At 70.5% G+C, this 13,236-nt stretch carries 12 protein-coding genes; 4 read left to right on the top strand and 8 right to left on the bottom strand.

Going from position 1 to position 13,236, the window contains the following annotated elements; all coding sequences use genetic code 11:
* Positions 1-46: 46 nt before the first annotated feature.
* On the bottom strand, positions 47-862 hold the full coding sequence (locus WA675_RS08740; protein ID WP_336083438.1) for a serine hydrolase domain-containing protein: 816 nt from the start codon (positions 860-862) through the stop codon (positions 47-49).
* A 39-nt stretch (positions 863-901) separates the two neighbouring features.
* On the opposite strand from WA675_RS08740, the gene WA675_RS08735 reads away from it, so the two are divergent.
* Positions 902-2,101 (top strand): serine hydrolase domain-containing protein, encoded by a 1,200-nt coding sequence (locus tag WA675_RS08735; protein ID WP_336083437.1) that lies wholly within the window; start codon positions 902-904, stop codon positions 2,099-2,101.
* Positions 2,102-2,261: 160 nt separating this feature from the next.
* Here WA675_RS08735 and aztD read toward each other — a convergent pair whose 3' ends face one another.
* From aztD to aztB, 3 genes are read right to left on the bottom strand one after another with little or no spacing between them, the layout of a single operon-like run.
* Positions 2,262-3,428, bottom strand: a complete 1,167-nt coding sequence (gene aztD, locus WA675_RS08730) for a zinc metallochaperone AztD (RefSeq protein WP_336083435.1) — start codon at positions 3,426-3,428, stop codon at positions 2,262-2,264.
* Between the two features lie 27 nt (positions 3,429-3,455).
* Positions 3,456-4,382: a zinc ABC transporter substrate-binding protein AztC gene (aztC, locus tag WA675_RS08725; RefSeq protein ID WP_336083433.1), complete on the bottom strand. Its 927-nt coding sequence runs from the start codon at positions 4,380-4,382 to the stop codon at positions 3,456-3,458.
* A complete protein-coding gene (aztB, locus tag WA675_RS08720; protein ID WP_336083431.1) occupies positions 4,379-6,481 on the bottom strand; it encodes a zinc ABC transporter permease AztB in 2,103 nt (700 codons plus the stop codon). Before aztB ends, aztC begins: the two co-directional genes overlap by 4 nt.
* Before the next feature lie 48 nt (positions 6,482-6,529).
* On the opposite strand from aztB, the gene aztA reads away from it, so the two are divergent.
* Both aztA and WA675_RS08710 read left to right on the top strand, forming a co-directional pair.
* Complete coding sequence (gene aztA / locus WA675_RS08715; RefSeq protein WP_336083430.1) at positions 6,530-7,195, top strand: zinc ABC transporter ATP-binding protein AztA; 666 nt, start codon at positions 6,530-6,532, stop codon at positions 7,193-7,195.
* 43 nt (positions 7,196-7,238) lie between these two features.
* A complete protein-coding gene (locus tag WA675_RS08710) occupies positions 7,239-7,595 on the top strand; it encodes an iron chaperone (protein WP_336083428.1) in 357 nt (118 codons plus the stop codon).
* Here the strand turns inward: WA675_RS08710 and WA675_RS08705 are convergent, their stop codons facing one another.
* The 3 genes from WA675_RS08705 to WA675_RS08695 all read right to left on the bottom strand — a co-directional run bounded on the left by WA675_RS08705 (position 7,596) and on the right by WA675_RS08695 (position 10,494).
* Positions 7,596-8,726: an NDMA-dependent alcohol dehydrogenase gene (locus WA675_RS08705; protein WP_336083426.1), complete on the bottom strand. Its 1,131-nt coding sequence runs from the start codon at positions 8,724-8,726 to the stop codon at positions 7,596-7,598. It lies immediately after the preceding gene.
* Between the two features lie 108 nt (positions 8,727-8,834).
* Positions 8,835-9,359 (bottom strand): DinB family protein, encoded by a 525-nt coding sequence (locus WA675_RS08700; RefSeq protein WP_336083424.1) that lies wholly within the window; start codon positions 9,357-9,359, stop codon positions 8,835-8,837.
* A gap of 70 nt (positions 9,360-9,429) precedes the next feature.
* Positions 9,430-10,494 (bottom strand): phosphotransferase family protein, encoded by a 1,065-nt coding sequence (locus WA675_RS08695; RefSeq protein WP_442945585.1) that lies wholly within the window; start codon positions 10,492-10,494, stop codon positions 9,430-9,432.
* A gap of 49 nt (positions 10,495-10,543) precedes the next feature.
* Between WA675_RS08695 and pabB the strand changes: the two genes are divergently transcribed.
* Positions 10,544-12,610, top strand: coding sequence for an aminodeoxychorismate synthase component I (gene pabB / locus WA675_RS08690; RefSeq protein WP_336083423.1), 2,067 nt, complete (start codon positions 10,544-10,546; stop codon positions 12,608-12,610).
* Between the two features lie 58 nt (positions 12,611-12,668).
* On the opposite strand, the gene WA675_RS08685 is transcribed toward pabB, so the two are convergent.
* The gene (locus WA675_RS08685; protein ID WP_336083421.1) at positions 12,669-13,157 is read right to left on the bottom strand and encodes a hypothetical protein; all 489 of its coding nucleotides are present in this window, start codon (positions 13,155-13,157) and stop codon (positions 12,669-12,671) included.
* Between the last annotated feature and the right edge of the window lie 79 nt (positions 13,158-13,236).

Genomic DNA, 13,236 nt, shown 5'->3' with positions numbered 1-13,236 from the left:
GGCGTGGCCCGAGTGTACTGAAGTGTTCGGTGTTGCGGGTGTTACTTCACAGCGTGTTGGATGTCTCTGCGATAACGGAATCGCTGAATTTCGGCCACGCCGCGCGTGCCCAGTCCCCGAAATTCTCGTCGCTCAGCGCGATCGTCGCCACCCCAATTTCAGGGTCCACCCACAGGAAGGTCCCGGACTGCCCGAAGTGCCCGTAGGTGCGCCCGGAATTGCGGGATCCGGTCCAATGCGGGGCTTTTCCGTCGCGGATCTCGAAACCCAATCCCCAGTCGTTGGGGCGCTGGGTGCCGAATCCGGGAAGCACGCCGTCGCGTCCGGGGAATTGCACCGAGGTCGCCTCGTCGAGAGTTTGCCGAGATATCAATTCGGGGTTCAGCAACTCACCGGCGAACACCGTCAGGTCACGGACCGAGGCCCGGCAGGCGTGCCCGGCCGACCCGTCGAGCACCGCGCCGGTCATCCCGAGCGGCGCGAAGACCGCGTCGTGCAGATACCGCGGGAATTCGATGCAGGTCTCGGCGGTGAGGAAATCGGCGAGCAGTTCGAAACCCGCGCTGGAATAGATGCGCCGGGCACCGGGGGCGGCGATCACCTCCGGGGTGGCGAAGGCGACGCCGGAGGTGTGCGCGAGCAGATGACGCACCGTCGCCCCGGGCGGGCCCGCGGGCTGATCGAGTTCGACGGCGCCCTCCTCGACCGCGACCAGCGCCGCGTAGGCGACCAGGGGCTTGGTCACCGAGGCGAGCCGGAAGACCCGATCGATGTCGCCGGTGCTGGAGATTCCGTCCGCGGTGCGCACCGCCGCGGCCGCGTGCCGGACCGGCCAGTGCGCCAGCTGCTCGAAACTTCGCATATCGGCAGCGTACGAGACGCGGCTACGATCGGGTTCACCATGAGTCCCGCACCCTCGATCCACGGCGACGTGGCGGCCGGTTTCGGCCCCGTCGCCGACGCCTTCCGCCGCAATTTCACCGCCCACGGCGAGATCGGCGCCGCCGTCGCCGTCTACGCCGGTGACCAGCCGCTGGTCGACCTGTGGGCCGGGCACCGCGACCGCGACCGCGCGGTGCCCTGGGAGCGCGACACCATCGTGCCGGTGTTCTCCTCGTCGAAGGGCATGTCGGCGTTCACCCTGGCGGTGGCGGTCTCGCGCGGCCTGCTCGACTACGAGGCCCCGGTGGCGCAGTACTGGCCGGAGTTCGGCGCGCACGGCAAGGAACGCGTCACCGTGCGCCAGCTGATCGATCATCAGGCCGGGCTGTCCGGGCTGGACCGCGTCGTCAAGCTCGGCGAGCTGGCCGACCGCGACGCCCTCGCGGAGATCCTGGCCGCGCAGAAACCCGCGTGGACGCCGGGCACCCGGCACGGTTATCACGCCCTCACCCTCGGGCTCTACCAGAGCGAGCTGTTGCGCCGGGTCGATCCGGCGGGCCGCAGCCTGGGCCGGTTCTTCGCCGAGGAGATCGCCCGCCCGGTCGAGGCCGATCTGTTCATCGGGCTGCCCGCGTCCGAGCCGATGGAGCGCGTCGCGGTGCTCTCGGCCACCAAGGGCCTCGACATCCTGCGCTACGAGCTCGCCGACGTGCCGCTGCGGATCGGCGCCGAGGTGTACGCGAAGCGCGGGTATTCCTATGCGGCGCTGACCAATCCGCGTCCCGGGGCGCCCGCCCGGGCCGCACGACGGGAATTCCTGGAGATCGAGTGGCCCGGGATGAACGGCGTGGGCAATGCCAGGGCGCTGGCCCGGGTGTACGGCGCGGCGGCCGGGCGCACCGGCGCGCTGCCGATCACCGACAAGGTCCTCGACCTGCTCGCCGCCGCCGACACCGCCGCCGACGTGCCCGCCGACGACCTGGTGCTGCACACCAAGAGCCGCTACCACCTCGGTTTCCGCAAGTCGCGCGGCAGCTTCCGGTTCGGCTCGGACAAGCGCGCCTACGGCACCACGGGCCTGGGCGGGTCGTTCGGCTTCGCCGATCCCGCCACCGGAGTGGGTTTCGGATACAGCATGAACCGGCTCGGCATGGCCATCCTCGACGATGTGCGCAGCCGTCACCTGCGCGAGGCCGTCATGCGGTGCGCCACACGCTAGTCCGGCAGCGGCCCGCGCACCCACCACGATCGGGGTACACGGGCCACTGGCCGGTTGCGCCGTGTGGGCGGCGGCGACACGCCTCGGGGCGAGCCGAGTGGCCCCGAGCGACTTCGCCTCGAGCCGAGGCCGGTGAGCGGACGCGTCACCGGCGACGGGGTCAGTGTCCGCTGACGCCGCTGATCTCGTTCGGCGCCGCCGGGAGCGTGGCGGTCGCGGTGACCTTGCCCTCGGCCAGGTCGACGCGGTGCACCTGCTTGCCCGCCGGATCGCTCACGTAGGCGATGCCGTCGCGCACGAACAGTGCGGGCCGCGCGGACTGCCAGTCCAGCGGCTCGGTCCAGGTGCCGAGCACCGGGATGGTCCGGGTGACGGTACCGGCGACCGGGTCGATGACGTGGATCTTGCCGTCGGTGCCGAGCACCAGCGCCTCACCCTGCGGGCCACGGCCCAGCGAGCGGAAGGTGTAGCTGGTGCCGATGTCGACCAGGCGCAGGGTGCCGTCGGCGGTGTTCACCAGCGAGACCTGCTGCGGACGTTCGAGTTCGGCGTCCTTGTCCTGCTTGTAGTCACCCAGCACGATCGGCGAGACCTCGCTGCCCGCCATATTGCCGATCCGGCCGTACGGTGTCGGGCTGGCGACCTTGGTGATCTTGCCGTCGCGGTAGACGACCGCGCCGGTCTGGCAGCCGACCACCACGGCCTCACCCTGTGCGGTGGCCTCGCCGTGCACGCCGGGGCAGTCCTCGTTGCGGGCGAGTTCCTTGCGATCGCCGTCGAGGGCGACCAGGCCGACCCGCTTGTCCTCGGTGCCGAGGGTGAGCACGAGATCGCCGTTGCTCAGCTCGATCGCGACACCATGGTGCGGTGCGGCCGCCTTGTACACCTCGGTCGCGGGCTTGTCCTCGCCGAGCGCGCCGGAGTCGAGGACGGTGACCTCGCCGGAACCGTCGGCGAACAGCACGGTCTTGCCCGCGTGCCGCACCACGTGGCCGGGCTTGTCGGCGGGGAACTCGGTGCCGGTGAAGGCGGCGTCGTAGGCGTCGAAGACGCGGAAGCCGTCCTTGGTCGAGACCATCAGGTGGTGCTCGTCGCCTGCCGGGTTGAGCCGGTTGAAGCCGGGCAGGTCCACCTGGCCGCGCTGGTCGAGGGTGGCGCCGTCGAGGACGTAGATGCCGCCGTCGTAGGTGAGCGCGATGGGTTCGGCGCCCGGGGTGTGCTCGTGGTCGTGCGCGGTGTCGTCGCTGCCGCAACCGGCGAGCGCGACGACCGAGGCGAGGACCCCCGCCATGGCCACCGTCGTGGTGGTCCGGGTCCGAGTGTGCATGTCCTGCTCCATTTCTCCTGCGTGAAACTACGGTGTGCTCAGCCCGCGCACGATCGCCTCGGTATTGGTGCGCGCCATCTCCAGATAGGTGGCCGCGCCGCCGCCGGGGGCGGACAGCGATTCGGTGTGCAGGGCGATCACCTGCACGTGCAGGCCGGTGTGTTCGGCGAGCACGCGCGCGAGGCGGTCGGGCTGGGCGGAATCGGCGAAGACCGCGGACACGCCCGCGGCGCGGATCGCGGTGGCGAGGCCGTCGAGGTCGGCGGCGCTGGGCGAGGCCAGGGTGGTGCCGCTGGGGATCACCGCGCCGATCACCCGGAAGCCGAAACGCTGGGCCAGGTAGCCGAAGACGTGATGGTCGGTGACCAGCTGCCTGCGTTCGGGGGCGAGGGTGGCGAAGCGTTCGGTCATCCAGCGGTCGAGCTGGTCGAGTTCGGTGAGGTAGCGCTCGGTATTGGCGCGCACGGCCGTGGCGTCGATATCCGTGACGCGGGCGAGCACTTCGGCGCTGATGGTCTCGACCGCGCTGCGGACCCGCTGGGGGTCGGTCCAGAAGTGCGGGTCGGGGGTGCCCGCGGAGTCGTCAGCGGTGTAGTCGATCGGGTCGACGTGTTCGGCCACGGCCAGCGTCGGCACGCCCGCGGCCGCGGCGGCGTCCACGTGCTTGGCAATGCCCTCTTCGAGGCCGAGACCGTTGTGCACGACCAGCGCGGAACGCTCGATATCGGCGGCCTGCCTGGCCGAGATGGCGAACGAGTGCGGGTCGGCACCGGCCTGCATGAGGACGGTGACCGGGACGGTGTCGCCGACGATCGCGCGGGTGAGGTCACCGAGGATATTGGTGGTCACCACGATCCCGGTGCGGTCGGTCTCGGTGCCACAGGCACCCAGCAGCGCGACCAGGGCCAGGGCGACGAGGGCCGCGACGGCGCGCAGGCGTGCGGTGGTTCTCACAGGCCGGTCTCCACCATCAGCGTGGGCTCGATATCGAGCGGGAAGGTGCGGGCGACGCGCAGGTTGTCGTTGTAGGCGATCTCGTGCACCTCACGGCCGCGAATATCGTTGATATAGGCGCGTTCCGGGTCGACCCGGATGACCGGCGTGCCCGTCACCGGGCCGTCGAGCAGCGGGACCTGCGTTGTCCGCGTGCCGGTTTCGGGATCGATACCGTGCAGGACACCGTCACGGGTGAGGACCAGCAGCGGCGCCCCCTCGCCCGCGGTGTTCACCGCGACGGCGTCGGCGATCGGGGTGCGGGTCCAGGTCTTCTTACGGATGTCGAGGGTCCACACGCCGTCGCGTCCGGCGAGCGCGGTCAGGGTGGTGCTGCCGGGCCGATGGGTGAACGCCGTGGCCCGGTCGGCGGTCGGCGTCGGGTACGGGATCTTCTCCGCGACGAACTCACCGTCACGCTGGGCCACCACGAGCGCCCCGTCCGCACACCCGAATACGACCCCGCGTCGCGTCACCGCCTGCCCCCGCGGCTGCGCGCACCGCTCGGCCTGCGCCGGTCCGGTGTTCTCCTCCCGTCCACGCACCTCGACACGTCCGTCCCCGCTCGCCACGACGATCCGCTCGCCGTATGGCACCGCGATACCCGCCACCGGCCGTACCTCGGGGATCGTCCCCGCGTCGAGCGCGGCCCGGTCGAGCGCTGTCGACTGCCCATTGGCCGACACCACCGTCACGACCACCGCGTCCGCATACGCGCCGACCACCGAGTCACCACCGACTCGCGCCCCCGGCTCCCCCTGCGAGCCGGGCACAGTCGGCGCGGACGATGCGGGCAGCGCGGGCACGGTCGACGCGGGCGATCCGCTCGGCGCGGACGGTGAACCGGGAACTGTCTGCTCCACGGTGCCGACCGCGCGGACCGGCGCGCTGTAGTAGTGCCGGTGGTCACCGTGGTCCACCGTCCAGGCGCCGCCGTCGACGATGTGCGTCCGATGGTCCGCGCCGAGGTAGGCGAACCGGCCGTCGGTCGCCATCGAGGTGGCACCCGGAAGAGGCTGCGTGGTACCGCTTTCCACCTCGGTGACCTGCTCGGTCAGCAGGTCGAGGACACGCACGGCACCGGAGGCGTCCGTCAGGATCAGCCGGGTCTGCACCTCACTCATCTCCTCGGCACCGGCGACGAAACCGTGCGGGGTCTCCTCCACCACCGGCGGTTCCGGTGTGCCACACCCGACCAGCGGCAGGGCCGCCAGTGCCGCGACGGAAGCCGCGCCCGCCCGGCCGAAGCGGGCGCGTAGCGAGGACGCGACGGCCGAGAGGAAGAAGGTCGCGACCGCCACCGCGGCGATGGTCGCCCCGGCGGCCGTCTCGGCGTGCCAGGAGATGAGCAGGCCCACCACGGTGGACAGGCCACCGATGCCCGCGGCCAGCAGCATGACCACCGGGATGCGGTCCGACCAGTACAGCGCGGCAGCGGGCGGCGCGATGAGCAGGCCGAAGACCAGCAGCGTCCCGACGACGTGGAACGAGGCGACGATCGCCAGCGTCACCAGGCCGATCAGCACCGCATTGGCGAGCTTCGGGCGCAGGCCCAGCGTGTGCGCCTTGCGCGGGTCGAAGGTGAGCGCGACGAACGAGCGGTGACCCAGCACAGCGACGATCAACGCGACCGCCACGGCCGCCGCCAGGAATCCGAGGTCTTGCGAGCGCACCGCGAGCACGTCACCGAAGAGGAACCCGGTCAGATCCACCGCGAACGACTGCGACCGCGACACGATGATCACCCCGGCCGCGAGCATGCCCACGAACAGCAGACCGATCGCGGTATCGGCCCCGAACCGGGGACTGCGCCCGAGCGCGGACACACCGAAAGCCATGGCCGCGCAGCTGATCGCGGCACCGAGCACGAGGTTGCCGCCGAGCAGGGCCGCCACCGCGACACCGGGCAGCATGCCGTGCGCCATGGCGTCACCCAGAAACGCCATGCCGCGCACCACGACCCAGGTCCCGGCGAGGGCGCACACGCACGACACGAGCAGCCCGCCCCACAGCGCACGCTGCACGAATGCCACCTCGAACGGGGCGATCAGCCAATCCATAGCGCGGAAGGCTATACTGAAAATGGTTATCGTTTCAATTGGGGTGAGATGCAACACACAGCGGTCCGAATCGACCACCTGACGGCGGGGTACGCGCGCACGACGGTGCTGCGCGAGCTCTCGGCGACCCTTCCCGGCGGGCAGATCACCGCCCTCGTCGGCCCCAACGGCTCGGGGAAATCGACACTGCTCGGCGTGCTCGCGGGCACCGTGACGATCGACTCCGGCACGGTCGCGCACACGCTCGGCCGCCCGGCATTCGTGGTGCAGCACACCGCGATTCCGCCGACGCTGCCGATCACGGTGCGCGAGGCGGTGGCCATGGGACGGTGGGCACATCGCGGCCCGTGGCGGCGACTCACCCGCGACGACCGCGCCCTCATCGGCACCTGCCTGGAACGGATGGACCTCACCGCACTGGCGACACGACGCCTGGACACCCTCTCCGGCGGCCAGCGCCAGCGCACCCTGCTCGCCCAGGCCCTGGCCCAGCAGGCGGAGCTACTGCTGCTCGACGAACCGGCGACCGGCCTGGACACGGCCTCGCAGGCGGCGATCTCGCGGGTGCTCGCGGAGGTGGCGGCGACGGGCGTGACCGTCATGCAGGCCACCCACGATCGCGACGAGGCGGCCCGCGCCGACCACTGCCTGTTGCTGCGCGAGGGGCAACTCATCGCCGCGGGTCGTCCGGAAGAAGTACTGGTCAGCACCTAGAATCGGCGACGGTCAGCGCGGTCCGGCAGCGAGGAGGAGCACCATGGCAGACACGCCCGCATCGGTCGAGGACTACCTCGCCGGGCAGCCGGAGGCGGCGCGCGCGGTGCTCGAGCAGATCCGCGCCACGATCCGGCGGGTGGTCCCGGACTCGGGCGAGAAGATCAGCTACGCCATGCCCGCGGCCACCCTCGACGGCCGGGCGTTCGTGTCGTTCGCGGGCTGGAAGGCCCATGTGAGCCTGTATCCGATCCCCGACGGGGACCCAGAGCTGGACCGGGCCGTTGCCCCGTACGTATCGGGGCGGGGCACGGTGAAATTCCCGCTCGGCGAACCGATTCCGTACGACCTGATCGCGCAGATCGTGCTCCGGCTCGCCGGGCGGGCACGCGAGCGCTGACTACCAGTCGGCCTCGGTGTAGCGGATGATGCCGCGGATGTTCTTGCCGTCCAGCATGTCCTGGTAGCCCTGGTTGATCTCCTCGAGGGAGTAGCTGCGGGTCACCATGTCGTCGAGGTTGAGCTGGCCCGACTTGTAGAGCGAGAGCAGCCGCGGCGCGTCCTGGCGCGCGTTGCCGCCACCGAAGATGCAGCCCTTCACCGTCTTCTGCAGCATGGACAGCAGGAAGCTGTTCATCTTGACGTCGCCCGCGTCCATCCGGCCCATCGAGGTGACCACCAGGGTGCCCGCCTTGCCGGTGAGGATCAGGCCCTCCTCGACGTAGTCGCCGTGCATCTCGCCCATGGTGAGGATGACCTTCTCGGCCATCCGGCCCTCGGTGGCCTCCATCAGCGGCATGATGGCGGCGGCCATGCTCTCGTAGGTGTGCGTGGCGCCGAACTTCTGCGCCTGCTCGAGCTTCCACGGATTCGGGTCGATGGCCACGACCTTGGAGGCACCGGAGAGCACCGCGCCCTGCAGCGCGCTCATGCCGACACCGCCGATGCCCACGATCACCGCGGTCTCGCCCGGGGCGACCTGCGCGACATGGGTGGAGGAGCCGAAGCCGGTGGGCACACCGCAGCCGACCAGGCAGGCGACCTCGAACGGGATGGTCGGGTCGATCTTCACCACCGAGGTGTGGTGCACGGTCATGTACGGCGCGAAGGTGCCCAGCAGGCACATCGGGATGACGTTCTCGCCGCGCGCCTGGATGCGGTAGGTGCCGTCGGAGATGGCCTGGCCCATGAGCAGGCCCGCGCCCAGATCGCACAGCGCCATGTGCCCGGCCACGCACGCGGGGCAGCGGCCGCAGGCGGGGATGAACGAGAGGATGACGTGGTCGCCTACGGCCAGATCGCTCGGACAGTTCGGGCCCAGCTTGGTGATGACACCGGCACCCTCGTGGCCACCCATCACCGGGAACGACGGCATCGGCGTGGCGCCGGTGACGATGTGATGGTCGGAGTGGCACATGCCCGCCGTTTCCATCCGGATCTGCACTTCACCGGCGACGGGATCGCCGACCTCGATCTCCTCCACCGACCACTGCTGGTCGGTGCCCCACAGGATCGCGCCCTTGGTCTTCATGTTCCGCCTCGACCTCTCGCCAAGCTTGGTGCCTCGTAGTGACTGCACTCACCCTAACGAAATTTCGGCCGATTCTGTAACACGTTCTAGAAATAAATCGGAAAATCTCTATCCCCGCACGTCGTGGACGTGATGCACGAGGTCGTGGAGGAAGTAGCGCGACAGCGAGGCGACCGTGAACAGCGAACCGTCGCTGCGGGTGGCACGTCGGCCGAGCTGATCGGCGGGCACCGCGGCCAGCGTCGCGGCGATCCGTTCGGCGGCCTGCGACAGTTCCCGAGAGACCTGCGCGGGGTCCTGCTCACCGTAGCGACCTGCGACGGCAGCCGCGTCCTGATCCCAGCCTTCGAATCGCGGGATCTCGGTGCCGTCCCCGGCGAGCATCACACCCAGCCGGGTGTCGAAGAGCAGGCACACGTCGCGCACGTGCGCGCCGTATTCGAGCACCGACCAGGTGCTGTCGTCCGGGCGCACGCGCGCGTCGTCGCGTTCCAGGGCGGCGCCGAGGCGCGCGGCGCTGCGCAGGGCACGTTCGGGGACCGCCGCGTAGGCGATGGTCTCCGCGTCGAATCCACAGTCCGGGCAGGGCTGTTCGAGGACCCAGGTCCAGTCCTTGGTGTCGGGAACGATCATGAACCCAGCCTAGGATGACCGCATCTTATGATCCATCAAGATTGCGCCATGTTGCGCCGAGATCCGGGCATCACTCGATGAGCTGGCGGGCCTTGCCGAACAGCTCGAGGGTGACCGCGTGCAGGAAGTCGCCGACCGGCTTGGGCGCCTTGCCCGCGAAGGCCCGCGCGTGCGTGCCCTCCAGGACGATGCCCAGCTTGAAGCAGGCCAGCACCGTGTACCAGGGCACCGCGCTCAGGTCGCGCTCGGAGAACTTGCCGTAGTGCTCGACCATCTCCTCGGGGGTGGGCAGGCCGCCGACCGTGCCGAGGGTGCCCATCAGCCCGGCGCCGACGGTGCCGGGTTCGGGGCGGGTGGCCAGCTGCCAGCCGAGGTCGAGCAGCGGGTCGCCGATGGTCGACATCTCCCAGTCGACCATGGCGGCCACGGCCGGGCTGTCGTAGTCGAACATCATGTTCGCCAGGTGACAGTCGCCGTGCATGATGCCCGGAGTCCAGTCGGTGGGGCGGTGCCGGTCGAGCCAGTCGCCGATGCGGTCCACATCGGGGATGTCCGGGCCGGGATAACCCTCGTTGGCGCCGTAGGAGTCGAGTTCGCGCAGCCAGCGCGGGACCTGGCGTTCGAGGAAACCGTCCGGGTGGCCGTAGTCGGCCAGGCCGAGGGCCTGGTAGTCCAGCGCGCCGAGGCGAGCGATGGCCTCGACCGCGGACAGGCCCATCTGCCTGCGGATCTCGGGGTCACCGGCGTGCAGCTCGGGCAGTTCGGTCTGCGGGTTGAAACCGCGGATGGGTTCCATCAGGTAGAAGACCGCGCCGATCACCGAGTCGTCGTCGCAGGCCGCGATCACCCGGGGCGCGCGGACCTCGGTGCCGTCGATCGCGCCGAGCAGACGGGATTCGCGGCCGATCACCTCGTTACTCTTGGCCCGCAGATGTTTGGGGCCGCGCCGCAGGACGTATTCGCGCTCGCCGCGGGTGAAGCGCAGCATGATGTTCTGGGTGCCGCCGCCGATCGCGGTGACCTCGCCGAGCGCGCCGCCGGGCAGGCCACGCTCGTCCATCCAGCGGCCGATGGCCGCGAAGTCGGCGATGCCCGGGTCGACATCGACCGGTTGCGAAACAGACATGGCGATCATTGTGCCCGAGCGGGCCGGTCCGTGGGCCCGGCGTAGGGTTTCCGATACGATGCGCACGCTCTTGATCGACAACTACGACTCGTTCACCTACAACCTCTATCAGCTGATCAGCGAGGTCAACGGGAGCGAGCCGACCGTCGTGCGCAACGACGACGTCCCCGATCTGGTCGCGCTCGAGTTGTCCCGGTTCGACAATGTGGTGATCTCCCCCGGACCCGGCCGCCCCGACCGGGCGCGCGACATGGGCATCTCCACCCGGCTGATCGCCGAGACCGAGCTGCCGCTGCTGGGCGTGTGCCTGGGGCATCAGGGCATCGTGGTCGGCGCGGGCGGGACTGTCGGGCGGGCGCCGCGGGCCCGGCACGGCTACCTCGACCGGGTCGCGCACGACGACCGCGACCTGTTCGCCGGGCTGCCGCAGGATTTCACCGTGGTGCGTTATCACTCGCTGGCCGCCGAGCGGGTGCCCGAGGTGCTGGAGGTGACCGCGTCCACCGGTGACGGCGTGATCATGGGTGTGCGGCACCGGGAACGGCCGCAGTGGGGGGTGCAGTTCCATCCGGAGTCGGTGTCGAGTGAGTTCGGGGCCGCGCTGGTGCGCAATTTCGCCGACCTGACCAAGGCGCGCACGCCGGTGAGCGCGCCGGTCGTCGTGCGCGGGCAGCCGGTAGCAGCCGAGGATCCGGCGCCCGATCGGCGATTCCGGGTGCGGCACAGGGTCATCGAGCGGGCCATCGATACCGAGGCGATCTTCCTGCGCCGGTACGCGGACTCGCCGACGGCGTTCTGGCTGGACAGCGAGCACGTCGAGCCGGGGCTGGATCGCTTCTCCTTCCTGGGCGACGCGGGTGGGCCGCACGCGGAGATCGTCGGCTATCGGGTCGGCGACGGTGCCGTCACCGTGACGGACGCCGAGGGCATCCACACCGTGCCCGGCACCGTGCTGGACTATCTGGATCGGGAGCTGCGGCGCAGGCATTGCGAGGTGCCGCCGCTGCCGTTCGACTTCACCGGCGGGTATGTCGGGTATCTCGGGTACGAGGTGAAGGCCGATTGCGGGGCGAGTGCCGCGCACCGCTCGCTGACACCGGATGCCCAGTGGATCTTCGCCGACCGGCTGATCGTCGTCGACCACGAGGCCGGGCACACCCATCTGCTCGCGCTGGCCACCGAGGCGAGCGCGGATGCCGCCGACGACTGGTTGCGCGCGACCGGCACCGCGCTGGCCGACCTGCCGACCTGGACCAATCCCGCCGACCTGCACGTGCCCGCCGATCCTGATGCGGTGCAGGCCGATCTGATCCGTGGCCGCGACCGGTATCTGGCCGATATCGCGGTGTGCCAGGAGCGGTTGCACGCGGGCGAGTCCTACGAGATCTGCCTGACCGACACCGTCGCTGTCGCCGCCGCACCCGCGGACGGCCTCGCCCTGTATCGGCGCCTGCGCCGCTGCAACCCCGCCCCCTACGCCGCCTACCTGCGCTTCGACGGCCTCGACGTGGCCTGCTCCTCCCCCGAACGCTTCCTGAGGATCGACCGGGACCGGGTGGTGGAGTCCAAGCCGATCAAGGGCACCGCGCCGCGCGGGCGCACCGTCGCCGAGGACGAGCACCTGCGCCTGTCCCTGGCCGACGACCCCAAGACCCGCGCCGAGAACCTGATGATCGTGGACCTGCTGCGCAACGACCTGGGCCGCGTCTGCGAGGTCGGCTCGGTGCACGTGCCCGAGCTCATGGCCACCGAAACCTATTCCACGCTGCATCAATTGGTCTCCACCGTGCGCGGCACCCTGCGCCCCGGCGCCACCGCCATCGACTGCCTGCGCGCCTGCTTCCCCGGCGGCTCGATGACCGGCGCCCCCAAACTGCGCACCATGGAAATCCTCGACGAACTCGAAACCCAGGCCCGCGGCATCTACTCCGGCACCATCGGCTTCCTCGGCCTCGGCGGCACCGCCGACCTCAATATCGTCATCCGCACCGCCGTCCGCTACGACGACGAATGGCGCATCGGCGCGGGCGGCGCCATCGTCCTCGACTCCGACGCCGAAGACGAGTTCGCCGAAATGGTCCTCAAAGCGGCCGCCACCTTCCGCGCCTTGGCGCCGGGCACCTGATCCCGGTCGATCCACGCACCGCGCGCGCCGACTGGAGGCGATGGCTCGCCTGCTCGGATCAGCGCCGGGGACGCTTCTTCGGTGGTGGCTCCGACACGGGCTCCTCGCCACCACGGCCCGCGATCCGCCCGAGCAGCCCCACCCCCGGCAGCTTCGCCAGCGCACCGAACAGGTCTTCACCCAGGGAGATCATCGCTTCCAGGCGGGGCAGCAGCCGGTCATAGGTGGCGAAGACCGGGTCGGCGAGGGCGAGGGTGCGATCCAGCCGATCGATCGTGCTGTTGAGACGGTCGACCGCGATCGACAGGTTCTCCACCAGATCCGGCAACTGCGCCGCCAGCTGGGCCGAGGCGGGTGGCAGCCGAACCGCCGCGTCGAAGGCGTACCCCGCCGTCTGCTGTGCGGCGTCGATAGCCTGCCCCGCCGCCGTCTGCGCCGCCCCCACCGCCGCCTGCGCCGCCGACAGCAACTCGGCGCCCGGCACCTTCCGCCCCTGCGGCTCCGGCACAGGCGCATTCCCGCGCCCCCGCTTCTTCGGGTTCGTCATGCCCCCACTGTGCCGCACGGACCCCGACCCCGCAGGGACCTCACGCGTGTCCCCCGCAATCTCCGATCACAACAACCCG

The sequence above is a fragment of the Nocardia sp. SSK8 genome, from assembly GCF_037034205.1.
Lineage (GTDB): Bacteria > Actinomycetota > Actinomycetes > Mycobacteriales > Mycobacteriaceae > Nocardia.
Note: the sequence above shows the minus strand (reverse complement) of the source record. Positions and strands in the feature narration are given on the sequence as shown.

Coding starts and splice junctions, on each gene's coding strand:
- WA675_RS08740 (WP_336083438.1), bottom strand. CDS start 862: ATGCGAAGTTTCGAGCAGCTGGCGCACTGGCCGGTCCGGCACGCGGCC.
- WA675_RS08735 (WP_336083437.1), top strand. CDS start 902: ATGAGTCCCGCACCCTCGATCCACGGCGACGTGGCGGCCGGTTTCGGC.
- aztD (WP_336083435.1), bottom strand. CDS start 3,428: ATGCACACTCGGACCCGGACCACCACGACGGTGGCCATGGCGGGGGTC.
- aztB (WP_336083431.1), bottom strand. CDS start 6,481: ATGGATTGGCTGATCGCCCCGTTCGAGGTGGCATTCGTGCAGCGTGCG.
- aztA (WP_336083430.1), top strand. CDS start 6,530: ATGCAACACACAGCGGTCCGAATCGACCACCTGACGGCGGGGTACGCG.
- WA675_RS08710 (WP_336083428.1), top strand. CDS start 7,239: ATGGCAGACACGCCCGCATCGGTCGAGGACTACCTCGCCGGGCAGCCG.
- WA675_RS08705 (WP_336083426.1), bottom strand. CDS start 8,726: ATGAAGACCAAGGGCGCGATCCTGTGGGGCACCGACCAGCAGTGGTCG.
- WA675_RS08700 (WP_336083424.1), bottom strand. CDS start 9,359: ATGATCGTTCCCGACACCAAGGACTGGACCTGGGTCCTCGAACAGCCC.
- WA675_RS08695 (WP_442945585.1), bottom strand. CDS start 10,494: ATGATCGCCATGTCTGTTTCGCAACCGGTCGATGTCGACCCGGGCATC.
- pabB (WP_336083423.1), top strand. CDS start 10,544: ATGCGCACGCTCTTGATCGACAACTACGACTCGTTCACCTACAACCTC.
- WA675_RS08685 (WP_336083421.1), bottom strand. CDS start 13,157: ATGACGAACCCGAAGAAGCGGGGGCGCGGGAATGCGCCTGTGCCGGAG.